Origin of the sequence: Actinoplanes sp. CA-131856 (genome assembly GCF_050956135.1) — a bacterium.
Taxonomy (GTDB): Bacteria; Actinomycetota; Actinomycetes; order Mycobacteriales; family Micromonosporaceae; genus Actinoplanes.
Genome location: NZ_CP191849.1, coordinates 4,306,627 through 4,329,666 on the forward strand (window position 1 = coordinate 4,306,627; position 23,040 = coordinate 4,329,666).

Annotated in this window: 21 protein-coding genes and 1 pseudogene; 13 read left to right on the forward strand and 9 right to left on the reverse strand. The window is 71.8% G+C overall.

Translation table 11 applies throughout. From position 1 onward, the window contains the following. Nucleotides 1-30: 30 nt before the first annotated feature. The 5 genes and pseudogenes from ACQP2X_RS19860 to ACQP2X_RS19880 all read left to right on the forward strand — a co-directional run bounded on the left by ACQP2X_RS19860 (nucleotide 31) and on the right by ACQP2X_RS19880 (nucleotide 4,909). Entirely contained in the window at nucleotides 31-1,137 is a 1,107-nt protein-coding gene (locus ACQP2X_RS19860; RefSeq protein ID WP_498699059.1) for a leucine-rich repeat domain-containing protein, read from the forward strand. Then, complete coding sequence (locus tag ACQP2X_RS19865; protein ID WP_498699060.1) at nucleotides 1,134-2,594, forward strand: ankyrin repeat domain-containing protein; 1,461 nt, start codon at nucleotides 1,134-1,136, stop codon at nucleotides 2,592-2,594. Before ACQP2X_RS19860 ends, ACQP2X_RS19865 begins: the two co-directional genes overlap by 4 nt. Further along, nucleotides 2,591-3,769, forward strand: a complete 1,179-nt coding sequence (locus ACQP2X_RS19870; RefSeq protein ID WP_498699062.1) for an AAA family ATPase — start codon at nucleotides 2,591-2,593, stop codon at nucleotides 3,767-3,769. The genes ACQP2X_RS19865 and ACQP2X_RS19870 overlap by 4 nt, the downstream gene beginning before the upstream one ends. Continuing rightward, nucleotides 3,759-4,061: pseudogene (locus ACQP2X_RS19875) on the forward strand (DUF2201 family putative metallopeptidase); the annotation flags it as partial. The gene ACQP2X_RS19870 and the pseudogene ACQP2X_RS19875, both read left to right, overlap by 11 nt. A gap of 296 nt (nucleotides 4,062-4,357) precedes the next feature. Beyond that, nucleotides 4,358-4,909 carry a vWA domain-containing protein gene (locus tag ACQP2X_RS19880; protein ID WP_498700977.1) on the forward strand — a complete coding sequence of 184 codons (552 nt, stop codon included), beginning with the start codon at nucleotides 4,358-4,360 and terminating at the stop codon, nucleotides 4,907-4,909. Here the strand turns inward: ACQP2X_RS19880 and ACQP2X_RS19885 are convergent. From ACQP2X_RS19885 to ACQP2X_RS19895, 3 genes are read right to left on the reverse strand one after another with little or no spacing between them, the layout of a single operon-like run. Then, nucleotides 4,906-6,609, reverse strand: coding sequence for a glycerol-3-phosphate dehydrogenase/oxidase (locus ACQP2X_RS19885; protein ID WP_498700979.1), 1,704 nt, complete (start codon nucleotides 6,607-6,609; stop codon nucleotides 4,906-4,908). The two genes, ACQP2X_RS19880 and ACQP2X_RS19885, sit on opposite strands and share 4 nt — an antisense overlap. Next, complete coding sequence (gene glpK / locus ACQP2X_RS19890) at nucleotides 6,606-8,123, reverse strand: glycerol kinase GlpK (protein WP_498699063.1); 1,518 nt, start codon at nucleotides 8,121-8,123, stop codon at nucleotides 6,606-6,608. Before glpK (ACQP2X_RS19890) ends, ACQP2X_RS19885 begins: the two co-directional genes overlap by 4 nt. Further along, complete coding sequence (locus tag ACQP2X_RS19895; RefSeq protein ID WP_498699065.1) at nucleotides 8,116-8,949, reverse strand: MIP/aquaporin family protein; 834 nt, start codon at nucleotides 8,947-8,949, stop codon at nucleotides 8,116-8,118. The genes glpK (ACQP2X_RS19890) and ACQP2X_RS19895 overlap by 8 nt, the downstream gene beginning before the upstream one ends. Nucleotides 8,950-9,072: 123 nt before the next feature. Here ACQP2X_RS19895 and ACQP2X_RS19900 point away from each other — a divergent pair, with 123 nt between their 5' ends. From ACQP2X_RS19900 to ACQP2X_RS19925, 6 genes are all read left to right on the forward strand, one after another. Further along, a complete protein-coding gene (locus tag ACQP2X_RS19900; RefSeq protein ID WP_498699066.1) occupies nucleotides 9,073-9,837 on the forward strand; it encodes an IclR family transcriptional regulator in 765 nt (254 codons plus the stop codon). A 22-nt stretch (nucleotides 9,838-9,859) separates the two neighbouring features. Then, a complete protein-coding gene (glpK, locus tag ACQP2X_RS19905) occupies nucleotides 9,860-11,353 on the forward strand; it encodes a glycerol kinase GlpK (protein WP_498699068.1) in 1,494 nt (497 codons plus the stop codon). A 13-nt stretch (nucleotides 11,354-11,366) separates the two neighbouring features. Further along, nucleotides 11,367-11,678 carry a nuclear transport factor 2 family protein gene (locus tag ACQP2X_RS19910; protein ID WP_498699069.1) on the forward strand — a complete coding sequence of 104 codons (312 nt, stop codon included), beginning with the start codon at nucleotides 11,367-11,369 and terminating at the stop codon, nucleotides 11,676-11,678. A 77-nt stretch (nucleotides 11,679-11,755) separates the two neighbouring features. Next, nucleotides 11,756-12,946: a M20 metallopeptidase family protein gene (locus tag ACQP2X_RS19915; protein WP_498699070.1), complete on the forward strand. Its 1,191-nt coding sequence runs from the start codon at nucleotides 11,756-11,758 to the stop codon at nucleotides 12,944-12,946. Between the two features lie 44 nt (nucleotides 12,947-12,990). Continuing rightward, nucleotides 12,991-13,671 (forward strand): SDR family NAD(P)-dependent oxidoreductase, encoded by a 681-nt coding sequence (locus tag ACQP2X_RS19920; RefSeq protein ID WP_498699072.1) that lies wholly within the window; start codon nucleotides 12,991-12,993, stop codon nucleotides 13,669-13,671. Between the two features lie 31 nt (nucleotides 13,672-13,702). Further along, complete coding sequence (locus tag ACQP2X_RS19925) at nucleotides 13,703-14,212, forward strand: methyltransferase family protein (RefSeq protein WP_498699073.1); 510 nt, start codon at nucleotides 13,703-13,705, stop codon at nucleotides 14,210-14,212. A 30-nt stretch (nucleotides 14,213-14,242) separates the two neighbouring features. Here the strand turns inward: ACQP2X_RS19925 and ACQP2X_RS19930 are convergent, their stop codons facing one another. Continuing rightward, nucleotides 14,243-14,929 carry a hypothetical protein gene (locus ACQP2X_RS19930; protein WP_498699074.1) on the reverse strand — a complete coding sequence of 229 codons (687 nt, stop codon included), beginning with the start codon at nucleotides 14,927-14,929 and terminating at the stop codon, nucleotides 14,243-14,245. Between the two features lie 99 nt (nucleotides 14,930-15,028). Between ACQP2X_RS19930 and ACQP2X_RS19935 the strand changes: the two genes are divergently transcribed. Both ACQP2X_RS19935 and ACQP2X_RS19940 read left to right on the forward strand, forming a co-directional pair. After that, complete coding sequence (locus ACQP2X_RS19935; RefSeq protein ID WP_498699076.1) at nucleotides 15,029-15,496, forward strand: hypothetical protein; 468 nt, start codon at nucleotides 15,029-15,031, stop codon at nucleotides 15,494-15,496. Between the two features lie 58 nt (nucleotides 15,497-15,554). Continuing rightward, a complete protein-coding gene (locus tag ACQP2X_RS19940; RefSeq protein WP_498699077.1) occupies nucleotides 15,555-15,836 on the forward strand; it encodes a hypothetical protein in 282 nt (93 codons plus the stop codon). On the opposite strand, the gene ACQP2X_RS19945 is transcribed toward ACQP2X_RS19940, so the two are convergent. From ACQP2X_RS19945 to ACQP2X_RS19965, 5 genes are all read right to left on the reverse strand, one after another. Further along, entirely contained in the window at nucleotides 15,820-18,138 is a 2,319-nt protein-coding gene (locus ACQP2X_RS19945) for an FdhF/YdeP family oxidoreductase (protein WP_498699079.1), read from the reverse strand. The two genes, ACQP2X_RS19940 and ACQP2X_RS19945, sit on opposite strands and share 17 nt — an antisense overlap. Before the next feature lie 116 nt (nucleotides 18,139-18,254). Next, nucleotides 18,255-18,629 (reverse strand): YccF domain-containing protein, encoded by a 375-nt coding sequence (locus tag ACQP2X_RS19950; RefSeq protein ID WP_498699080.1) that lies wholly within the window; start codon nucleotides 18,627-18,629, stop codon nucleotides 18,255-18,257. A gap of 7 nt (nucleotides 18,630-18,636) precedes the next feature. Beyond that, nucleotides 18,637-20,232 carry a methyl-accepting chemotaxis protein gene (locus ACQP2X_RS19955; protein ID WP_498699082.1) on the reverse strand — a complete coding sequence of 532 codons (1,596 nt, stop codon included), beginning with the start codon at nucleotides 20,230-20,232 and terminating at the stop codon, nucleotides 18,637-18,639. Between the two features lie 71 nt (nucleotides 20,233-20,303). Beyond that, nucleotides 20,304-21,080, reverse strand: a complete 777-nt coding sequence (locus ACQP2X_RS19960; protein ID WP_498699083.1) for a SigB/SigF/SigG family RNA polymerase sigma factor — start codon at nucleotides 21,078-21,080, stop codon at nucleotides 20,304-20,306. Further along, nucleotides 21,077-22,936 (reverse strand): glycoside hydrolase family 15 protein, encoded by a 1,860-nt coding sequence (locus ACQP2X_RS19965; RefSeq protein ID WP_498699084.1) that lies wholly within the window; start codon nucleotides 22,934-22,936, stop codon nucleotides 21,077-21,079. The genes ACQP2X_RS19960 and ACQP2X_RS19965 overlap by 4 nt, the downstream gene beginning before the upstream one ends. Nucleotides 22,937-23,040: the final 104 nt, after the last annotated feature.

The following is a 23,040-nucleotide window of genomic DNA, read 5'->3' on the forward strand; positions in this document are numbered from 1 at the left end:
CCCCTGGCTGTCTTCGGGGGAGGTGTGGCGGTGCAGGAGCAACCGGCCGTGCGATGCCCAGCCATCACCGACCCCTCCCTCGGCCTCGCCGACCCGGCCGACTTCGACGGCCTGCTGGGACGGCTCGCCTCGCCCTCGCCGGTGACCGCGCTCGAAGAGTTCGCCCGCGGCCTGGTCCGGCCCGACGGCCGGGTCGACCTGTGCAAGCAAGGCGTCGGGCCGGTTCAGGCCGTCCGCGTCGTGCGGGCGGCGGCCGCCTCGCCGCACGCCCGGCACGTCCTGCTCGGCACGAACGGCCTGGGCGCCGACGGCGCGCGGGCCGTTGCCCGCGAGCTCGAGCCCGGCCACGGCATCAGCACGATCTACCTGGGCTGCAACCGGATCGACGCCGGGGGAGCGGCCACGCTGGCGGACCGGATCGCCACCGACACCTCGGTGCGGGCGCTGTGGCTCAAGCGCAACCCGATCGGCGATACCGGCGTCATGGCGCTGGCCGGCGCCCTCGCGCAGAACACCTCCCTGCGCACGCTCGACCTCGTGAACACGGGTCTCTCGGTCACCGGTCTCACCTGTCTGGCCGACGCCCTGGCCTCCCGGCCGCCCGCGATGCAGCGGCTCTTCCTGGGCGGCAACGGTCTCGGCCCGTCGGCCGTCCCCGCGCTGACGCGGCTGGTCGTCGACGGTGGTGTCCGCGAGCTCTATCTCGCGGTGAACCGGCTCGGCGACGCCGGCACCGCCGAGCTCGCCGAGGCCCTGGCCGGATATCCGATGGTGCTCGGCCTCGGCGGGAACGGCATCCGCACGATGGCGCCGCTGGCCGGCCACCTCGCGGCCTGGGTGTCGCTCGACCTGGCCCGCCCGCCGTCGGAGCGCGCCCTCGGCGGGCAGCCCAATGTCGTGGGCGACGCCGGCGCCTCGCTGCTCGCGGCGGCCCTGCCGGGAAGCGCGTTGCGGCGCCTCGACGTGCGCTTCACCGGTGTGACCGGACACGGAGCGCGGGAGCTGCTCGCGGCGGCCGGTGGTCTCGACCACCTGGGCATCAACGGCGGGGTGCCCCGGCGCATGCGCCGGCAGGCGCCGAAATCATCCACACCCCCTCACCCGGACATCAGCGCGATCGTGAGCGTCTACCGATGAGCGACCTCGCCAACTGGGCCCGCGTCCGGCGCTACGCGGTGCCCGCCTGGATGATCGCCGAGTGCACGGCGGCCCGTGAGCGGGGCGACTGGCGGGCCGCGTGCGCCGCGGCCGACGTCGTGGTCGGTTTCGATTCTCCCGGCGGCGTCGAGGACCTCCTGGCCGGGTTCGCGCCCGATCTGATGCGCTGGCATCTGCCGAGGGCGCTGGGCGGTTACACGACGCTGGGCACCGGCCTGTCGTACGTCCTGAGTGGAACCTCCCGGGTCGGAGCGAAGACACCCGTGCTGGTGGTGCGGGCGCCGGTGTCGGTGCTGGGATCGCAGCAACTGACCCTCACCATCGCCGAGTACGGCTCGCTCGACACCGAGACGGTACGGCTGGCGCCGTACCACTGGGACGCGCGCCACGCGGCCGAGCTGCGGGCCGTGCGGTTCTCCCCGTCGAGCTGGGCCGAGGCCGGCGTCGACGTGAGAGTCGACGACATGGGCTCGACGCCGTTCGACACGACGCTCCTGGCCCGGTTGAACCCCTTCCGCGTGGCCACCGAGGCACGCCGCGTCTCCGCGCTGTTCGGGTCACGATCGTGGGCGATCTGGTTCGAGCACTACGCCCTGGCCCGGGTCGATGTCGACGGCGACGACGTCCGTGTCACGGCCATCTCGGTCGACTGGCGGTCCAGCCGGGCCGAGCTCGACAGCCTGCCCCGGCTCAGCGTCCAGCTCATGAGCTCTCCCGTCGATCTCGAGCTGGTGCGGAGTGGGCGGACGACGGTCGCCTCGCTGCATCCGCTGGTGCGGGAGGCGCTGTTCCCCGGCACCGAGCCGGAGCCGGCGGCGCCGCCCGCGCCGGCCGAACCCGTCCGGGTGCGCTGCCAGGGGGAGTGGCACGAGGTCGGGCACGACAACGGCCGCCTGATCCTGACCCGGCACACCGCGGCCGAGGAGCAGCGGGAGCGGGCGCTGCTCGCCTTCGGCGGCGCGGTCTCGGGCTGCTTCGCCGTGTCGCGGTCCTGGTCGGGGGCGACCGGCCGGCTGCCGAGGCGCTTGCGGGCGATCCGTGAGGACCTGTGGCAGCGGATCATTCACGGCGGCACCCGCGCCGTCCTCGACATGCTCGACAGCGGCCTCGACCCCCATCTGCGCAACAGCCGTGGGCAGACCCTGATGCACGTGGTCCGCTCGTTCGACCACACGCGGCTCCTGCCCCGGCTGCTGGCGGCGGGTGTCGACGTCAACGGCCGTGACCGCCAGGGCAACACACCGCTCTACCTCGCCGTCAACCAGGACTGGCCGGTCGACCTGATCCGGGCCCTGGCCGACGCCGGCGCCGACCCCCGGATCGCCAATCAGGACGACATGACCGTGATCGAATATCTCGACCAGATGCTCGAATACATGGAACACCGGAGCGAGGACTTCCACGCCGTCGCCGCATATGTGATGGGGCGCGCGTGAGCACGGGGCTGGACACCGCCGACGAGCTGCTGGCGCTGATCGGGACGTCGAGGACCGAGCCGGTCAAGGACCACCGGGCGGCCGCTCTGGCTCTGGCCGTGGCGGCCAACCTGCCGGTGCTGCTCTGGGGCGAGCCCGGCATCGGCAAGTCGGCGACCCTGGCCCAGCTGGCCGACGGCCTGGGCGCGCCGATGGAGACGGTCATCGCCAGCGTGCACGAGCCGTCCGACTTCGCGGGCCTGCCGATCGTCGGCGACGACCCGGCCGCCGACGGGGTGCCCATGGCGCCGCCCGACTGGGCCGTGCGCCTGAAGCGGTCGGGTCGCGGCATTCTGTTCTTCGACGAGCTGTCCTCGGCGCCGCCGGCGGTGCAGGCCGCCCTGCTGCGGGTGGTCCTCGAGCGCCGGGTCGGCAGCCTGGCCCTGCCGCCCGCGGTGCGGATCGTGGCCGCGGCCAACCCGCCGGCCAGCGCCGCCGACGGCTGGCATCTGAGCCCACCGCTGGCCAACCGCTTCATCCACCTGCACTGGGCGCACGACCCGCGCGTGGTGGCCCGCGGCCTGGCCGGGGTCTGGCCACGCGTCGAGGTGCCCACGGTGGCGCTCGACCGGGCCCCGGGCGCGCTGGCCCGTGCCCGCGGCCTGATCGCCGGTTTCCTCACCGCCCGCCCCGGCCTGGCCCACAACCTGCCCGCCGACGCCGACGGCCGGGGCGGCGCCTGGCCCTCCCCGCGCACGTGGGACATGGCGCTGCGCCTGCTCGTCTTCCACTTCTGCACGACGCTGGGCCGTGAGGCCCTGGCCGCCGCGCTGGTCGGCGCGGTCGGCGACGGCGCCGGGCTGGAGCTGGTCACGTACATGGACGAGCTCGACCTGCCCGACCCGGAACGCGTGCTGGCCAACCCGTCCGCCTTCGCCCTGCCCGATCGTGGCGACCGCCAGCTGGCGTTCCTGACCGCCGTCGTAGCCGCCGTCGAGTCGTCGGTGACCCGCGAGCGCTGGGAGGCGGGATGGATCGTGCTGGCCAAGGCGGTGGACGCCGGGGTGCCCGACGTGGCCGCCCGGGCCGCGTTCGACCTGGCCCGCCTGCGCGAGCCGGCGTGGCCCGTGCCGGCCTCGATCGACGCCTTCGCCGCCGTCCTGAGCGCGTCGGGAATGCTGACCGGTGCCGGCTGAGGAGCTCGACCGCACGAAATTGCTGGCCGCCCGGCTGAGGGCCGCGGGCAACCATCCCTATCTGGCTTCGGCGCTCTACAGCCTCACCGTGGTGCCGTCGGCCGAGGTGCCGACGATGGGTGTCGACAAGCACTGGCGGTGCTACGTCTCGCCCGCCTTCGTGGACGCCACGCCGGTGCCGGAGCTGGCCGCGGTCTGGGTTCACGAGGTCGCCCATCTGCTGCGCGACCACCATCGCCGGGCCGGCCTGGTCGAGGCGTCGGTCCGGCACGACCACCACCGGATCAACGTGGCCCAGGACTGCGAGATCAACGACGATCTGTCGTCGTTGCCGGCCGGGGCGATGAGACCGGCCATGTTCGGCCTGCCCGACGGGAAGCTGTTCGAGGAATACCTCGGCGCGATCCCGGCCACGCCCCACCATCCGCACTGCGGGTCGGGCGCCCATGGCGTACAGATGCCCTGGGAATCGTCGTCGGCGCCGCGGGTCAGCCCGGTCGAGGCGGACGCGATCCGCCGGCAGACGGCCCAGGCGATGCGGCAGCGGGCCAGACTGCCCGGCGGCTGGAGAGGTGGGCCGACGAGATCCTGGAGCCCACTGTCGACTGGCGGCGGGCCCTGGCCGGGGCCGTGCGCGAGGCGGCGGCGTGGGCGGCCGGCACGGTCGACTACACCTATCAGCGCCCGTCCCGCCGCGGGGCGGCCGTGCCCCGCGTCGTCCTGCCCAGCCTGCGCCGCCCGATGCCGCGGGTGGCGGTGGTCGTGGACACCTCGGGCTCGATGGGCGACGAGGAGCTCCAGGCCGTCCTGGGCGAGGTGGCCGGCATCCTGCGGGCGGTCGGCATCGGCCGCGAGCGCGTGGCCGTACTCGCTTGCGACGCGGACGTCCACGCCGTACGGCGGGTGGCCTCGGTGGGCGAGGTGACTCTGGAGGGCGGCGGCGGCACCGACATGCGGGTGGGCATCGAGCAGGCCCTCCAGGTCCCGCAGCGGCCACACATCGTCATCGTCCTCACCGACGGCCACACCCCGTGGCCGGGGGCCGCGCCGGGTCAGGCCCGTGTCGTCGCCGGGCTGGTCGGCGAGGACCCGCCCGACCCGCCACGGTGGATCGAGTCGATCCGCATTCCACCGGCCTAGGAAGAGCTCAGCGGCACCACCTCCGGGGCGCCGAGGCGGGCCGCGTCGGCCGTCTCGTCGTCGGGTTGTTCCTGTGAGCGGCGTTCGGCCTCGACCCGCAGGTGGTAGCGCTCGACCTCGCGCTCGGTCTGGTCCTTCGTCCAGCCCAGGACGCCGGCCACCAGCGATGCCGCGACCGGGGCGGCGGCCACGCCGCGGTCGAAGGTCTCGATGGAGATGCGGGTGCGGCGGGTCAGGACGTCCTCCAGGTGGCGGGCGCCCTCGTGCGAAGCCGCGTAGACCAGCTCGGCCCGCAGGTAGTCCTCGGCGCCCTCGACCGGCGCGGCCAGGTCCTTGTCGGCCGAGACCAGGTCGAGGACCTCGGTGACCAGCGTGCCGTAGCGGCCCAGCAGGTGTTCGACGCGGGCCACGTGCAGGCCCGAGTCGCCGGCCAGCACGCGGCGGCGGTTCCACAGCGCGGCGAAACCGTCGGCCCCCAGAAGCGGGACGTCGTGGGTGCACGACGGCGGCACCGAGCGGCCCAAGCCGTGCACGCAGGCGTCCACGGCGTCCTTGGCCATCACCCGATAGGTCGTGTACTTGCCGCCGGCCACCACGACCAGGCCGGGCTGCGGGCTGCCGACCGTGTGCTCACGGGACAGCTGCGAGGTCGACTCCGACTCGCCGGACAGCAGCGGGCGCAGACCGGCGTAGACGCCCTGCACGTCGGTGCGGCTCAACGGGGTCGACAGCACCGCGTTGACGTGCTCCAGCAGATAGTCGATGTCGGTGCTGGAGGCGGCCGGGTGGGCCTTGTCCAGGGCCCAGTCGGTGTCGGTGGTGCCGATGATCCAGTGGCGGCCCCACGGGATGACGAACAGCACGCTCTTCTCGGTGCGCAGGATCAGGCCGGTCTTCGACTGGATGCGGTCGCGCGGCACCACGAGGTGGATGCCCTTGGACGCGCGGACGTGGAACTGGCCACGCTCGCCGACCAGAGCCTGCGTGTCGTCCGTCCACACGCCGGTCGCGTTGATGACCTGCTGAGCCCGTACATCAAAGGTCCTGTCGTGCTCGAGGTCGTGGACCCGCACCCCGGTGACCCTCTCGCCCTCCCGCAGGAAACCCACGACCTCCGTCCGGGAGGCCACATGCGCCCCGTAGGCGGCCGCCGTGCGGGCCAGAAACATGGTGTGCCGGGCGTCGTCGACCTGGGCGTCGTAATACTGCAGGGCGCCGATGAGGGCGTCCTTCTTCAGCGCCGGGCACTCGCGCAGCGCGCCCCGGCGGGTCAGGTTGCGGTGGCGGGGCAGGCCGCCGTTCAGCGCCATCGTGTCGTAGAGCGTGACCCCGGTGCCCGCGTAGACACGCTCCCAGGCGTGATGCTGCAAGGGATAGAGGAACCGGACCGGCCGTACGAGATGAGGGGCCAGCCGGGTCAGCAGCAGGCCCCTTTCCCGCAGGGCCTCGCGGACCAGCGCGAAATCGAGCATCTCCAGATAGCGCAGGCCGCCGTGGATGAGTTTGCTGGACCGGCTGGAGGTGCCCGACGCGAAGTCGCGCGCCTCCACGAGCCCGACCGCGAGGCCGCGGGTGGTGGCGTCGAGGGCGCAACCCGCGCCCACCACGCCGCCACCCACGACCAGCACGTCGAGCTCGGCGCCGGCCAGCGCGGCCAGCGCCGAGTCCCGGTACTCCGGTGACAGAGCAGTCATGATCAGTCCACGTCCACCCAGTCGAGAGTGCGCTGCACCGCCTTCTTCCATTTCTCGTAGCCGGCGTTGCGCTGTTCCTCGCTCCACGAGGGCTGCCACCGCTGCGACTCGTTCCAGTTGTCGCGCAGCTCGTCGGTGTTCTTCCAGAAGCCGACCGCGAGCCCGGCCGCGTAGGCGGCGCCGAGCGCTGTCGTCTCGGCCACCACCGGCCGGCTGACCGGCACGCCGAGCACGTCGGCCTGGATCTGCATGGCCAGGTTGTTGGCCGTGATGCCGCCGTCGACCTTCAGCACGTCGAGGGTGACCCCGGAGTCCTGGGCCATCGCGTCGACCACGTCGCGGCTCTGGTAGCAGATGGCTTCGAGGGTGGCCCGGGCGATGTGCGCGTCGGTGTTGAAGCGGGACAGCCCGACGATGGCGCCGCGGGCGTCGGAACGCCAGTACGGCGCGAACAGGCCCGAGAACGCCGGCACGAAGTAGACGCCGCCGCTGTCCTCGACCTGTGACGCCAGCGATTCGCTCTCGGCCGCCGACTTGATGACGTGGAGCTGGTCACGCAGCCACTGCACGGCCGATCCGGTCACGGCGATCGAGCCCTCCAGGGCGTACACGGGAGCCGCATTGCCGAATTTGTAGCAGACGGTCGTCAGGAGGCCGTTCTCACTGCGCACGAGATCGGTGCCGGTGTTGAGGAGCATGAAGTTGCCGGTGCCGTACGTGTTCTTGGCCTCGCCGGGCGCGAAACAGACCTGCCCGACGGTCGCCGCCTGCTGGTCGCCGAGGTCGCCGGTCAGCGGCACCTCGCCGCCGAGCGGGCCCGGCCAGCGCGCCACCCCGTAGGTGTCCGGGTCGGACGACGGCCGGATCTCGGGGAGCATCGAGCGCGGGATGTTGAAGAAGCTCAGCAGCTCGTCGTCCCACTGCAGAGATTCCAGATCCATCAGCATCGTACGGCTGGCGTTCGTCACATCGGTGATGTGCCGGCCGCCGTCGACGCCGCCGGTCATGTTCCACAGCAGCCAGCTGTCGGTGTTGCCGAAGATGGCGTCGCCGCGCTCGGCCGCCTCGCGCACGCCGTCGACGTTCTCCAGAATCCACTGGATCTTGCCGCCGGAGAAGTACGTGGCCGGGGGCAGGCCGGCCTTGCGGCGGATCACGTCGCCGCGGCCGTCCCGGTCGAGGGCCGAGGCGATCCGGTCGGTGCGGGTGTCCTGCCAGACGATCGCGTTGTAGTACGGCCGCCCGGTGGTCCGGTCCCACACGACGGCCGTCTCCCGCTGGTTCGTGATGCCCAGCGCGGCCAGGTCGCTCGCCTGGAGGTTGGCCTTCTGCATGGCCGTACGGACGACGGTGGTGGTCCGCTCCAGGATCTCGACCGGGTTGTGCTCGACCCAGCCCGCCTGCGGCAGGATCTGCTCGTGCTCGAGCTGGTGCCGGGCGATCTCGTTCCCGCCGTGATCGAAGATCATGAAGCGGGTGCTGGTCGTGCCCTGGTCCACGGCGCCGACGAAGTCAGCCACGGGTTGCCTCCTCCACTCTCTGGTCCGGGATGCGACCCGGCTCCTGCGGGCCCGCGGTCGGCAGGAACCGGCCGACGAGCACCTTGTACAGTCCGGCACCGAGCAGCCCGCCGATGATCGGCGCCACGATCGGTATCCAGAAGTAGAGATACCCGGTCTGATCGCGCCACGCGCCCCCATAGCCCGTCAGGAAGCTGGCGAGTCGCGGTCCGAAGTCACGGGCCGGGTTGATCGCGTAGCCGGCGTTGGTGCCCCACGCCATGCCGATCGCGACCACGATCAGGCCGACGATGAACGGCGCGAGGTTCGCCTGGGGCGCCGTGCCCGCCGCGTCGGTGACGGCCAGGATGAGGAAGAGCAGGATCGCGGTGCCGATGATCTGGTCGCGGAAGGCGCCCCACTCGCCGACCGGCAGGCTGCCGTTGCCGGGCAGGGTGGAGAAGACGCCCTGGGTCTTGATGGTCAGGCCGGGGTCGGCCGCGTGCAGGACCTCGGTGTAGTTCCAGCGCACCAGCAGGGCGGCCACGAAGGCGCCGAGGATCTGGGCGAGCGAGTAGGGGGCGACCTTGCGCCACTCGAAGCCCTTGAAGGCGGCGAGCGCGATGGTCACGGCCGGGTTGAGGTGGGCGCCGCTGATGCGGGCGGCCACGTAGACGCCGAGGGTGACGCCGAGGCCCCAGGCCCAGGCGATGCTGTCGTGGTCGCCGATGCCGGCCCCGGCCACCTGCGCGACGACGCCCACGCCGAAGAGGATGAGAATCATGGTCCCGGCGAACTCGGCGGCGAGCTCGCCCCACAGTCCCGAAAGTTTCAGCCTTTCTGCCATGTGCCCTCCTTGGAAGATGCACCGGACGCTAGGTAGCCGGGAGAGCACGGGCAATGACGAGCGTTCGACAATGCCGAACATCTGTCACTGTGGATGTTCACGCGGTGGCATAGAGTCGGCAATGTGCCCGGAACAGTGCAGTCCATCGAGCGGGCCGCCGCGGTGCTGCGCCTGCTCGCCGGAGAGTCCGGAGGATCGGGGCACCTGAGCCTGGGCGACATCGCCCGGTCGCTCGATCTGGCCAAGCCCACCGCCCACGGCATCCTGGCCACCCTGCGCCACGTCGGCTTCGTCGAGCAGGACCGGCAGTCCGGGCACTACCGGCTCGGCTCGGCCCTGCTCCAGCTCGGCCACGGCCACCTCGACGTCAACGAGCTGCGCTCGCACGCCATCAATTGGGCCGACCCGCTCGCCGCCCGCAGCGGCGAGGCGGTCCGCGTCGGCACGATCCACGACGGACAGGTCCTCGTCGTCCACCACGTCTTCCGTCCCGACGACACGTTCCAGACCCTCGACGTCGGCAGCCTGCTGCCCTTGCACGCGACCGCCCTGGGCAAGGTGCTGCTGGCGTACCGCACGGCGTTCGTGAAAACGCAGCTCGACCGGTTCACGCGCCGGACGATCCGTACACCCAAAGCTCTTGAACTGGAACTTCAGCACGTCCGCGAGGCCGGCTGGAGTCTGGAGGCCGAGGAGATGACCCCCGGCACCGCGGCCGTGGCGGCGCCCATCCGCGGCTCCGGCGGCCTGGTCGTCGGTGCCGTCGGCATCAGCGGGCTCGTCGAGCGGATCTGCGACAGCCACTACCGCCCGCACCAGCACCTCGTCGCCCTCGTCCGGGAGGCGGCCCGCGCCGTCTCCCGCGACCTCGGAGCCGCCCGACGCTGAAGCCTCAATGGGGAGGGGAACCATGACCGAGCGTTACGTCGTCGCCATCGACCAGGGCACCACGTCCACCCGATGCATCGTCTTCGATCGCCGCGGCCGGCTCGTCTCCCTGGCCCAGCACGAGCACAAGCAGTACTACCCCAAGCCCGGCTGGGTGGAGCACGACGCGGCCGAGATCTGGCGCAACGTCGAGAAGCTGGCGCCCGAGGCCATGCGCAACGCGGGCATCACCGAGGACCAGGTGGCGGCGGTCGGCATCGCCAACCAGCGCGAGACCACGCTGCTCTGGGAGCGCGACACCGGCCTGCCCGTGGGCCACGCGATCGTCTGGCAGGACACCAGGACCGACGACCTCGTACGGGATCTGCTCGGCGCCGAGGGCGCGAAAACCGTCGAACACGACTCGGGTCTGCCGATCGCCACCTACTTCTCCGGGCCGCGCGTGCGCTGGATGCTCGACCAGCGCCCCGAGCTGCGCGAGCGCGCCGAACGGGGCGAGATCCTGTTCGGCACCATGGAGACCTGGCTGATCTGGAAGCTCACCGGCGGCCTGCACGTCACCGACGTCACCAACGCCAGCCGCACCATGCTGCTCGACGTGCACAGCCTCGACTGGTCGCCGGCCGCCCTCGCCTTCTTCGGCGTCCCGAGGGCCATGCTGCCCGAGATCCGGCCCTCGGTCGGCGTGTTCGGCACGGCCGTCGCGGGCTTTCCGGGTGTACGCATCGGGGCCGCCCTCGGCGATCAGCAGGCCGCCCTGTTCGGGCAGACCTGCTTCTCGCCGGGTGAGGCCAAATGCACGTACGGCACCGGAAGCTTTCTGCTCCTGAACACGGGCCAGGAGCTGGTGCGCTCGACGCACGGCCTGCTCAGCACTGTCGCTTATCAGATCGAGGGCGGACAGGCGGCGTACGCCCTGGAGGGCTCCATCGCGATCACCGGCTCACTGGTGCAGTGGTTCCGCGACCAGCTCGAACTGATCGCCAGCGCGCCCGAGATCGAGACGCTGGCCCGGACGGTCGCCGACAACGGAGGGTGCTACATCGTGCCGGCCTTCTCCGGACTGTACGCACCGTACTGGCGCAGCGAGGCACGCGGAGTGATCGTGGGCCTCACCTCGTACATCACGAAGGGTCACCTGGCCCGGGCCGTGCTGGAGGCGACCGCGTGGCAGACCCGCGAGGTGGTGGACGCGATGAACGCCGACTCCGGGCTCGACCTCACGACCCTGCGGGTGGACGGCGGGATGACGGCCGACAACCTGCTCATGCAGTCGATCGCCGACGTGCTCGACGTGCCGGTGGTCCGCCCGCTGGCGGCCGAGACGGTGTCGCTGGGCGCGGCGTACGCGGCCGGGCTGGCCGTCGGGTACTGGCCCGACCTGGAGGGACTGCGGCAGAACTGGCACCGGGCGGCGCAGTGGCTGCCCACCATGGATCCGGGGGTGCGGGCCACGGAGTACCGCAACTGGCAGCGGGCGGTGGAGCGTACCTTCGACTGGACACGGCCTTCTTGACCTTGGGGGAGACATGGACGAGCCCGTCCAGCGCGCGCTCGACGCGGCCAACGCGAACGACATCGACGCCTTTCTGGCCGCCTTCACCGCCGACGGCGTGGTCGACGACTGGGGGCGCGAGTTCCGCGGCGCCTCGGCCATCCGCGGGTGGAGCGACGACGAGTTCATCGGCAAGCAGGTCTCGCTGAAGGTCACGGACGTCAGCCGGCAGGGCGCCGACACGACGATCACGGCCGAGGTCGGCGGGAACGGCTTCAACGGTTCGAGCCACTTCACGTTCCGTGTTTCCGGATCGCGGATCTCCCGGATGACGATCCGGGCCTGAGGTAGGGCTAGGTATACCCCCAACCGGGGGCCTGGCATCACTGCGCCGCCCGGGCCCGCCCCGGCAGGCTGATCCCCATGTCGCACACCGTAAGCCGACGCCTGTTCCTGGGTGGCGCTGCCGCCGCCGGCGTGGCCGCCACCCTGCCGTCGCCCGCTCCCGCCGCCGCCCGCCCCGTCGACGACGACCTGATCGCCCTGCGCCGCGACCTGCACGCCCATCCCGAGGGCCCCGGCCAGGAGGAGCGGACCGCCGCGGTGGTGGCCCGCCGCCTCCGGGCGGCCGGTCTCGACGTCACCACGGGCGTGGGCGGCCACGGCGTCGTCGCCCTCCTGCGCGGCGACCGCCCGGGCCGCACTGTCGCCTACCGCGCCGACATGGACGCCGTCCCGCCGTCCGACCAGATCGGCGGCGCCGCCACGCCGGCCCACTACTGCGGCCACGACCTGCACACCACGATCGGCGTCGGCATCGCCACCACCCTGGCCCGGCGCTCCTTCGCGGGCACGGTCGCCTTCGTCTTCCAGCCGGCCGAGGAGTCCCTGACCGGCGCGGCGGCCATGCTGGCCGACGGCGTCCTCGACCTCATCCGCGCCTCCGAGATCCATGCCCTGCACTGCGGCCCGTTCCCGGTCGGCGACTTCGCCGTGACGCCGGGCACCGGCCTGCCCGGCCAGGACCGGGGCTTCGTCACCCTTCCGACCGCCGAGGCCGCGACGGCGCTGGCCGCCGACATCAACTCCTTGAGCACCGTCGCCCGCCCGGCCACGCCCCGAGACCTCTCGCGCCTGATCGCCGACATCCAGAAACCGGACGGCCCGCTGGCCCGTTCCGTCGTCGCCCAGGCCCGCGCGGCCGGCAATCAGGTCCAGTTCTCCTACCGCTGCTGGCCCGCCTCCCGCCACCCCGAGATCCGGGCGAAGATCACCGAGCGGGCCGGCGCCGCCATCACGTTCCCCGCCGACCCGTTCCCCGCCATGGTGTGCCCCCGCCCCGAGGGCGAGGCCCTGAAACGCCATCTCCTGCGCACGGTCGGCCGCTCCCGGGTCCGCACCATCCACGCCGCCATTCCGTTCAGCGGTGAAGACTTCTCCCTGTTCCTCGACCGCCTCCCCGGCACGTATACGTTCCTGGGCGTCCGCCGGCCCCATTCGGGCATCGAGACCAGCTATCCCCACTTCGCCACCTTCGACCCGGACGAGCGGGCCATCGCCCACGGCGTCCGCGCCATGTCGTCCTGGCTCACCAGCCGGGCCGCCGCCGTGTGATCCATGCCCTTGCCCGCGCCGCCACGTGCCGCTTGGGTCAGCGGATGACGCGAACCCGGCTGGCAGTGATCACCGGCGCGGGCCGGGGCCTCGGCGCCGCCCTCACCACCCACCTGGCCGGCGCCGGCTGGGAGGTCGTGGCGTGCGTCCGCACCGAGGTCGATCCTCGCGACCGCGTCCACGTGGTCCACCAGGACGTTCGCGAGCCGGCCGGCCCCGCCCTGCTCGCGGCCGTCGGCGGGCGCCCGGTCGACGCCCTGGTCAACAACGCCGGCATCGGGGCGCCGGCCCGCCCCTTGGAGACCACCGACCCGCAGACCATCCTCGACACCGTCGACGTCAACGTGGCCGGCCCGCTGCGCATGGCCCAGGCCCTGCTGCCCGCCCTGCTCGCCGCTCCCGCACCCCTGATCGTCAACGTGTCGTCCCGGCTGGGCTCCCTCTCCGCCCAGGCCGCCGGCGTCTTCGCCGACCGCAACACCAGCTATGCGTACCGCGTCTCCAAGGCCGCCCAGAACATGTTGACCATCGCTTTGGCCGCCGAGCTGGCCGGCCGTGTCCGCTGCTGGGCCGTCCACCCGGGAGCCTTGACCACCGCCATGGGCGCCCCCGACGCCACCACGCCGGCCACGCGCGCCGCCGAGCGCCTGGCCCGCTTGCTGGACAGCACCGATCCTGAGTCGCCGCGCTACCTCTCCCTGGACGGCCCGGCCTTGACCTGGTGACATCCACCCCGCCGACGGCACAATGGACGACGTGCGCAGAAGTCTCGCCGCGGCCGGCAGCGCGATCTTCTTCGCGCTGGCCCCGGGAACAGTGGCCGCCCTGGCGCCCTGGCTGCTGACCGGCTGGCACCTTGGCGCGCCGTTCGCACACTGGCTGCCGGTCCGCTTGCTGGGCCTGGTGATCCTGCTGGCCGGCACGGCCTTCCTGATCCAGGCCTTCATCCGTTTCGTGGTCGAGGGCCTCGGCACCCCCGCACCAACCGCGCCGCCCACCCACCTGGTGGTGGGCGGCGTGTACCGCTACGTCCGCAACCCGATGTACGTGGCGGTCACGGCGGCCATCCTCGGCCAGTCCCTGCTGCTATGGCGCCCCGTACTGCTCGTCTACGCCGCCGTGGCCACGGCCGCCATGGTCACGTTCGTCGTCGCGTACGAGCAGCCGGCCTTGACCCGCCGCTTCGGCGCCGACTACACGACCTACCGCCAGTCCGTCCCCGGTTGGTGGCCGCGTCTGACCCCATGGCGCGGCGACCCTCACTGAAGCGCCGCGTGTTTCCTCGTGCGGTGACGCTCATTGAAGCGCCGCGTGTTTCCTCCCTGCGGCGACGCTCGCTGAGGCGCCGCGTTTTTCAGCTACGGCTCGGAAAGGTGGGCGAGGCGTTCTGGCGCCAGGCGCGGGATGTCGCCGTGCCGCCGCCTGTGATCGACGGGCGCGCGAGGGGTGTCGTCGATCGGGAAGGGCTGACCGTGAGCGTCCGGCGGTGGTCGGCGAGACGGTTCCGGCCGGCTTCAGGCCGAATTCGACCCCAGCCGCTGTGGACGACGGCGCGCTGACCGAGCTGCTCGACCGGACGCGGCTTGTGATGTGAGCGCTGCTCGGCTCGTAGCTCACCACGGCCGCCCGGTCCCGCAGCAGCAGCGAGTCGAGGGACTCGTGTCTGGGGGAGCGCATTCGCTGGGCCTGGTGGCCGGTGACCAGCAAGGCGGTGCAGATCAGTACGGCCAGCGCGGCCGTCGCGGTCAGGATCGCGTGGCTGGTGGTGTGCCGGAAGCAGTGCAGCAGGACCAGGTGCAGCGCGAGCACGAATGCGCCGGCGCCCAGCGTGGAGAGAGGCGCGTGCGAGGCCGGGATTGCGGCGACGGTAGAGGCTGGGGTGGAGACGGGGGTGCCGTGCATCTCCCAGGACAGGACCGCCAAACCGGTCAGGAGGATGCCGGTCAGCGCCAGCGGTTTACCCGGGCCCACTTCGTCGTTCACGTATCGAATCAACGCCGTTGACCCCGTGCGCCGACGGGTTTTGACGGTCCTCTAACGGGCGCGGCGGGAATTTTGACGGCGTTGTGATGGGATGTGCCGGTGACCACAGACCCGACGCTCGACCGCATCGGCGAGGCCGTCGCTCTGCACCACGGGCAGGGTGACCGGGACGGGGCGCGCGAGATGTTCGCCCGGATCTGGGCGGAGATCGGCGGCGAGGACGGCGACCCGTTGCACGTGTGCGTGCTCGCGCATTCGGCGGCCGACGTGCAGGACGACGTTCGCCAGGAGCTGCTCTGGGACGAGCGGGCCCTGACCGCGGCCGGCCGGCTCACCGACGAGCGGGTGGCCGAGGCGGGGGTGCCCCTGTCCGTGGCCGCCCTCCACTCGTCGCTGCACCTCAGCCTGACCGATTGCCACCGCCGCCTCGGTGACCTTCCCCGCGCCCGCGAGCATCTGGAACAGGCCCGGCGAGGGATGGGCGCCCTCGGCGACACCGACTACGGCCGGTTGATCCGGGCTGGCCTGGACCGGTTGACCCAGCAGCTGATGCCTGCTGGCCGGTAGTCGGCGGTGGGCGCTGGCCTCGATGACACGCGGCCGCGCAAGGACGAGGGTAATGGGCATGTCGACCACCACGGTTCCGCGAAGCGAGGCGACACCCCAACGACTCCGGTCCGCCGTGCGGACCACGTTCGACACGGCCCGGGCCGAGGCCCTGTTCGCGTCCGCACTCCAGCCGTCGGACCAGCCCTCGGCGGCCCAGGTGCGGGCCGCCATCACGGCGACGCTGCACGCGCTCGGCATTCGGGGGTGTGCGGCTCACCTGGCCGGCGAGTCCGGCGAGCACCCGGAAGCGGCGGCCCACCGGATGAGCTGGGCGATAGCGGTCATTCGCTCGATGTGACCACCGCCTTGCGCACCTTCACGCGCAGGTGCTTCATCAACGGCTGGCCGCTCTGCGAGCTGTAGTCGCCGGCCGCGCACAGCACGTTCATCTCCGGCATGTAACCCGCGGCGTTCCCCGGCGGAATGTCGTACGCGACCGCGCGATAGCCGTAGACGCTGCGGGTGGTGCCGTCCTTGGCGTACGACGTCACATCCACCCGATCGAACTCGGACAGCCCGAGCCGCCGCATGTCGTCGCGGTTCATGAAGACGGCCGTGCGCAGGTTGCTCAGCCCGCGGTAGCGGTCGTTGTCCGAATAGACCGTCGTGTTCCACTGGTCGTGCGAGCGCATCGTCCCCAGCATCAGGCAACCGTCGCCCGGGTCGAGGGCCGGCAGGCCGCTGTCGGAGAAGGCGGCCCGGCCGGTCGGGGTCAGCCACACCCGCTCGCGGGCCGGCTGCCGGAGGCGGAAACCGTGCGGCTGCCGCGCCCGGTGGTTCACGCCCTCGAAGCCGACGAGCACCCGGGCCATCGTGTCGCGAATGCGGTCATAGTCCGCGATGTACGCCTTCCATGGCGTACGGCTGCTGGGAAGTGAAGCCTGCGCCAGCCCGGCGATGATCGCCGGCTCGGAGAGCAGGCCCGGCGAAGCCGGCCGGCGATGGCCCCGGGACGCGTGGACCATGCTCATCGAGTCCTCCACCGTGATCACCTGCTCGCCCGACGCCTGGAGGTCACGCTCGGTGCGGCCCAGGCACGGCAGGATCAGCGCGTCCGCGCCATGGACCAGATGGCTTCGGTTGAGCTTGGTGCTGACGTGCACGGTGAGTGAGCACTTGCGCAGACCGGCGATGGTGTACGCCGTGTCGGGCGCCGCCATCGCGAAGTTGCCGCCCATGCCGACGAAAACCTTCACCCGGCCCTCGTTCATGGCCTGGAGCGTGGCGACCGTGTCGAGGCCGTGCTCCCGTGGCGGCGTGATGTCGCAGACCTCGGCCAGCTTGTCGAGGAAGGCGGGGGAGGGCCGGTGGTCGATGCCGCAGGTCCGGTTGCCCTGCACGTTGCTGTGCCCGCGGATGGGGCACGGGCCGGCGCCCTCACGCCCGATGTTGCCGCGCAGCAGCAGGAGGTTCACGATCTCACGGACCGTGTCGACACCGTGGTCCTGCTGCGTGACACCGAGACACCACGAGATGATGGCGCGGTTGGCCTCGATGTAACCGTCCGCGAGCCGGCGGATGGTCGCCTCGTCCACCCCGGACGCCTCGACGATCTCGTCCCAGGAGGTGCCGGCGCACCGTGCCCGATAGGTGGCCACGCCCGTCGTGTGCCGGGCCAGGAACTCGTGGTCGAGGGCGTCCCGCTCGAACACCACCTTGGCCACGCCGCGCACGAGGGCCAGGTCGCCGCCGATGCGCGGCTGCACGTCCATGCTGCCGGTCGGCGTCGACCGGAACGTGCCCATGGCGACGAACTCGTGCGGCACGATGGTGCGCCGCGAGGCGGCCTCGACCAGCGGGTTGATGTGGACGATCCGGGCGCCGCGCTTGTAGGCGTCCGACAGCGCCGTCAGCATGCGGGGAGCGTTGGACGCCGCGTTGACGCCCATGACCCAGATGAGGTCGGCCGACTCCCAGTCGGTGATGTCGACGGTGCCCTTGCCGGTGCCGATCGACGCGGTCAGCGCCCGCCCGCTCGCCTCGTGACACATGTTCGAGCAGTCGGGCAGGTTGTTCGTGCCGAACTCGCGCACCCACAGCTGGTAGAGGAAGGTGGCCTCGTTGGCCAGCCGGCCGGACGTGTAGAAGGCGGCCTCGTCCGGGCTGCCGAGCGCCTGAAGATGACGCCCAACCAGGGCGAACGCGTCGTCCCAGCCGATCGGCACGTAGGTGTCGGTGGCCGCGTCGTAGCGCATCGGCTCGGTGAGCCGCCCCTGGTTCTCCAGGGCGTAGTCGCTCCAGCCCGACAGCTCGGTCACGGTGTGCGCGGCGAAGAAGGCCCGGTCCGTACGCTTGCCGGTCATCTCCCACGTGACGTGCTTGACGCCGTTCTCGCACAGGTCGAGATGCAGGCCCCTGGGGTCGTCGGGCCACGCGCAGCCCGGGCAGTCGAACCCGCTCTTCTCCTGGTTCATCTTCAGCATCGCCCGCACACCGGTGACCGGCTCGCGGCTGCGCGCCAGCACCTGCCCCACCGACCGCGCCGCACCCCACCCGGCCGACGGATGCGTGTAGTCCCGCTGGGCCACCGCACCGTCGCCGCCCGGCCCGCACCCGGGCGCCGCCGAACCGGGCGCGCCCCGGCCCCTCAACTCGTCCATGCCTTATAGACAACTGGCGGCCCGGAAACGCTGCATAGGGCCGCCGTCACATCGCCGCCACCTAGTTGATCAAGCCCCTGGTCAGGCCAGATGCCGCTTTTCAAACCTGCCGATCGTCACAGGTCGACGATCTCGCGGCCCAGGGGCCAGAACGCCGCGGGGACCAGCTTGAAGTTGGCGATGCCGAACGGGATGCCGATGATCGTGACGCACTGGGCCACGCCGGTGACGATGTGGCTCAGGGCCAGCCACCAGCCGGCCAGCACGACCCACAGGATGTTGGCGATGCCGGAGGCGACGCCGGCGTCCGGGCGGCTCACGATGGTGCGCCCGAACGGCCACAGCGAATACACCGCGAGACGCAGCGCGGCCACCCCGAACGGGATCGTGACGATCAGCGCGAAGCAGATCAGCGCCGCGATCCCGTACGCGATGGCCAGCAGGAAGCCGCTGCCGAAGATGAACCAGAGGACGTTGAGGATCAGTCGCACCCCTCAATCATGACCGGGGAGCGCCACCGATCGTGAAACGGCTGACCAGCTGGTCGAGCTCGGCCGACATCCTCCTCAGGCGGCCGGCCGCCTCGTGTGCCTCGTCGACGCCGGCCGTGGTGGCCCGCACCGACGCCGCGACCTGGCCGACCGTGCCCGCCACCTCGCCGCCGGCCGCCGCCGCCTCGGCCACGCTGCGGCTCATCTCGTTCGTGGTGACCGTCTGCTCCTCGACCGCCGAGGCGATCGTGGTCTGGAAGTCGTTGATCCGCGCGATCGTCTCGCTGATCTGCTCGATGGCGGTGATCGCGCCGGTGGTGTCGGTCTGGATGGCGGCGACCCGGCGGCTGATGTCCTCAGTCGCCTTCGCCGTCTCCTGAGCCAGGTCCTTCACCTCGGAGGCGACCACGGCGAAGCCCTTGCCGCTCTCGCCGGCCCGCGCGGCCTCGATGGTCGCGTTCAGGGCGAGCAGGTTGGTCTGCTCGGCGATCGACGTGATCGCCTTGACCACGGCGCCGATCTCGGCCGACGACTCGCCCAGCCGGGCCATCACCGTGCTGGTGGCCGCGGTGATGTCGACGGCCTGGGTGGCGACCTGGGCGGCCTGGGTGGCGCTCTGGCTGATCTCCCGGATCGACGCGCCCATCTCCTCGGCGCCGGCCGCGACGGTCTGGATGTTCGACGACATGACCTCGGCCGAGGCGGCCACGGTGGCGGCCTGCTCGGCGCCCTCCCGCGAGCTGGCCGAGCTCTCGCTGCTGACGGAGGCCAGCGAGGAGGCGGCCTCGTCCAGGGCCTTGGCCTGGGCCGAGAGATCTCCCATGGCCGTACGCATGGAGGTCGTGGCCCGGCGCAGGCTGTCCGCCATGTGCCCGACCTCGTCGCGCTGGTCGACGTCGGTGTCCTTCGTCAGGTCGCCGTCGGCCACGGCGTCGAGCACCTCGGAGACCTTCCGCAACGGCCGCACGATCATTTGGGCCGCGACGATGGCGAGGACGGCCGCGAGGCCGACCGAGACGGCGAAGGCGATCATGATCTCGGTCCGGGTGCGGTCGACCGTGGCGTCGAACTCCTCGCCCGCGACGAGCGCCTCGTTGGCCCGGGTGATCTCGGCCGACATCAGGGACTCGTACGTCTTGCGCAGCTCGCGGTTGTCGCCGAAGGCGGCCTTGATCGCCTCCTGGCGGTCGGTGCCGAAGGTGGTGAACTCGTCCTCGAGCGCCGCGAACCAGGCGTCAGTGGCCTTCTTGATCTTGTCGACCGCGGCCTGCTCGGAGGCGTTGCCCAGGGCGCGGGCGGCCGCGAGCTCGGTGTTCAGTGTCTTCTGGGCGGCCAGCGCCTCGTCCCGGAAGTCGGTGTCGCCGGCGATGAGATAGCCGCGCTCGTCGTTGGCCGCGCTCTTCGCCTCCAGCGCGGCCGTGTTGAGGCTGGTGATGTACGGGACTACGCGCTTCAGCTCGGCCTCGCGCTCACCGCGCAGCTCCTCGATGCCGACCAGGCTGAGTGCCCCGGTGACCACCGTGCCGGCGACGGCCACGCCCGCCACTCCGAGGATCTTCGTTGCGACCTTGCGATTGCGCACCCAGCGTGCTGCTGACTTCACCGTTTCCCGCTCTCATTCGTTCTGCTGTCCGACGTTTGATCGGCAACGAGCGGCGGTGGTCAAGGAAAGCTTCAGATTTCAAGGTATCGGCGGAGCTTGGCCAGGGCCCGGGTGCGCAGGCGGGACACGTGCATCTGGGAGATGCCCTCGAGCTCGGCGATCTGGCGCTGGGTCAAATTGCCGTAGAAGTCGCGGGCCAGGATGCGCTGTTCCCGGTCGTCGAGGGTGTCCAGGGCCGGCCCGAGGGCCAGGCGGAGGTCGACCAGGGCGTAACCGCGCTCCTCGACGCCGAGGGTCGAGGCCAGGTCGGTGTCGCCGTCGGCCCCGGTCGGCGCGGACAGGCTGGCCGCCGTGTAGGCGCTGGCGCCCTCCATGCCCTCGATCACCTCCTCGACGCCGATGTGCAGGTCCTCGGCCAGGTCGGCGATGGTCGGCCGGCGGCCGAGGCGGTGGGTGAGGTCGTTGTCGGCCTCGGCGATCGCCGAGCGCAGCTCCTGGAGGCGGCGCGGCACCCGCACCGACCACGTGCGGTCCCGGAAATGCCGCTTCAGCTCGCCGACGATGGTGGGCACGGCGAAGGTGGTGAACTCGACGCCGCGCGAGCCGTCGTAGCGGTCGACCGCCTTGACCAGCCCGAGCGCGGCCACCTGGAGCAGGTCCTCGGCCGGCTCGCCGCGCCCGATGTAGCGGTAGGCCAGGTGCCGGGCCAGCGACAGCCACGCCTCGATGGCCCGTTCGCGCAGCGCCGGATAGGCCGGGTGCCGGGTCGACAGCCGGGCCACCGCGGCGACCAGATCGCGGGCGTCCCGGTCGAAGGCCGGCGGGGCGGCGGTGACGACGGCGGTCATCGGGCCGTCGTCGTGTGCCGGCGGGCCGCGGCCCGGGGATGGCGGTCGAGCTCCCGGTCGAGGGTGACCGCGGCGTCGATCAGGGCCAGGTGGGTGAAGGCCTGCGGGAAGTTGCCCAGTTGCTCGCCGGTCAGGCCGATCTCCTCGGAGAACAGGCCGAGGTGGTTGGCGTAGGTCAGCATCTTCTCGAAGGTGAACCGGGCCCGGTCGAGCTCGCCGGCGGCGGCCAGGGCCGAGACGTAGGCGAAGGTGCAGAGCGAGAAGGTGCCCTCGGAGCCCTGGAGACCGTCCGGTGAGGCCGCCGGGTCGTACCGGTAGACCAGGCTGTCGGTGACCAGCTCGCTCTCCATCGCCTTCAGCGTGGAGACCCAGCGCGGATCGCCCGGCGTGATGAATCCGACGGTCGGCATGCGCAGCAGCGACGAGTCGAGCACCTCGGTGCCGTAGTGCTGGCGGAACGCCTGCCTCTCCGGGCTCCAGCCCCGGGTCATGATCTCGGTGTAGAGGGCGTCGCGTTCGCGCCGCCACGTCTCGAGCGGGGCCGGCCGGCCGTGCTCGGCGGCCATCCGCAGGCCGCGGTCGAGCGCGACCCAGCACATGAGCCGCCCATAGGTGAAGTCCTGGCGGCCGCCGCGGGTCTCCCAGATGCCCTCCTCGGGCTGCGACCAGTTGGCCGCGACCCAGTCGAGCAGGTCGCGGATGGCCATCCAGCCCTGGTGCCCGGGCGCGAGCCCGTTGCGGCCGGCGACGTAGATGCTGTCCATCGCCTCGCCGTAGATGTCGAGCTGGAGCTGGCCGGCCGCGCCGTTGCCGATGCGCACCGGCGCCGAGCCGCGATAGCCGCTCCAGTGCGGCAGGATCTCCTCGCTCAGGTCGCTCGACCCGTCGACCCGGTACATGATCTGCAGCGGGCCGCCGCCGTTCTTCTCGGTCTGTTCGTCGACCCGGTCGCGCAGCCAGGTGGCGAGGGCCCACGCCTCGTCGGTGAAGCCGAGCGAGAGCAGCGAGTACACCGAGAACGACGCGTCGCGGACCCAGGTGTAGCGGTAGTCCCAGTTGCGTTCGCCGCCGATCTGCTCGGGCAGGGCCGCGGTCGGCGCCGCGATGAGGGCGCCGGTCGGGGCGTACGTCATGAGTTTGAGGGTGATGGCCGAACGATTGACCATTTCGCGCCAGCGGCCCGCGTAGGTGCAGCGGCCCAGCCAGGACTCCCAGAAGTCCACGGTCTCGTCGAACAACCGCAGGGCCTCGGCGACGCGGACGGCGTCCAGCGGCCCGGCGACCCCGGTCTCGAGCAGTGCGCCGCGGACCTCGCCCGCGCTCAACCGCAGCTCGGCGTGGACGTCGCCGTTGTCGACCCTGGCCTCGGCCCGCCGGTCGGTGGGCTCGCGGATCAACCGGACCGTGAGCGTGGTGCGGGGACCCTCGAAGACCACGCCGTCGTCGGCCATCCGGGTCTCGAACGCCTCGCGGGCGTAGTCGAAGCGCGGCGCCACCAGGATGGCGAAGGCCATCTCGCCGCGCACACAGCGGACCAGCCGGACGAGGCGGTGTCTCTTCTCGTCGCCGTCGACCGGCATGAAGTCGACGACCTCGCCGACGCCGCCGGCCGTCATGAAGCGCGTGATGAGCACGGCGGTGTCGGGCAGGTAGAGCTGCTTGGCGGTGTAGTCGCCGGTGGCGGGCCGGATGGCGAACCGGCCGCCGCGTTCCGGGTCGAGCAGCGCCCCGAAGACGCTGGGCGAGTCGAAGCGCGGCGCGCAGAACCAGTCGAGGGTGCCGTCGGTGGCGACGAGCGCCGCGGTCTGGAGGTCGCCGATGAGGCCGTGGTCGGCGATGAGCGGGTAGTCGGACATGGCGGCCTCCGCGTGGCCGAGCGGTACAAGGTCATTGGCAGCATGAGACGTTTTCCGCCGAATGGCCTCATGCGCCAGGGGTGAAGCGGGCCCCGGACATTGAC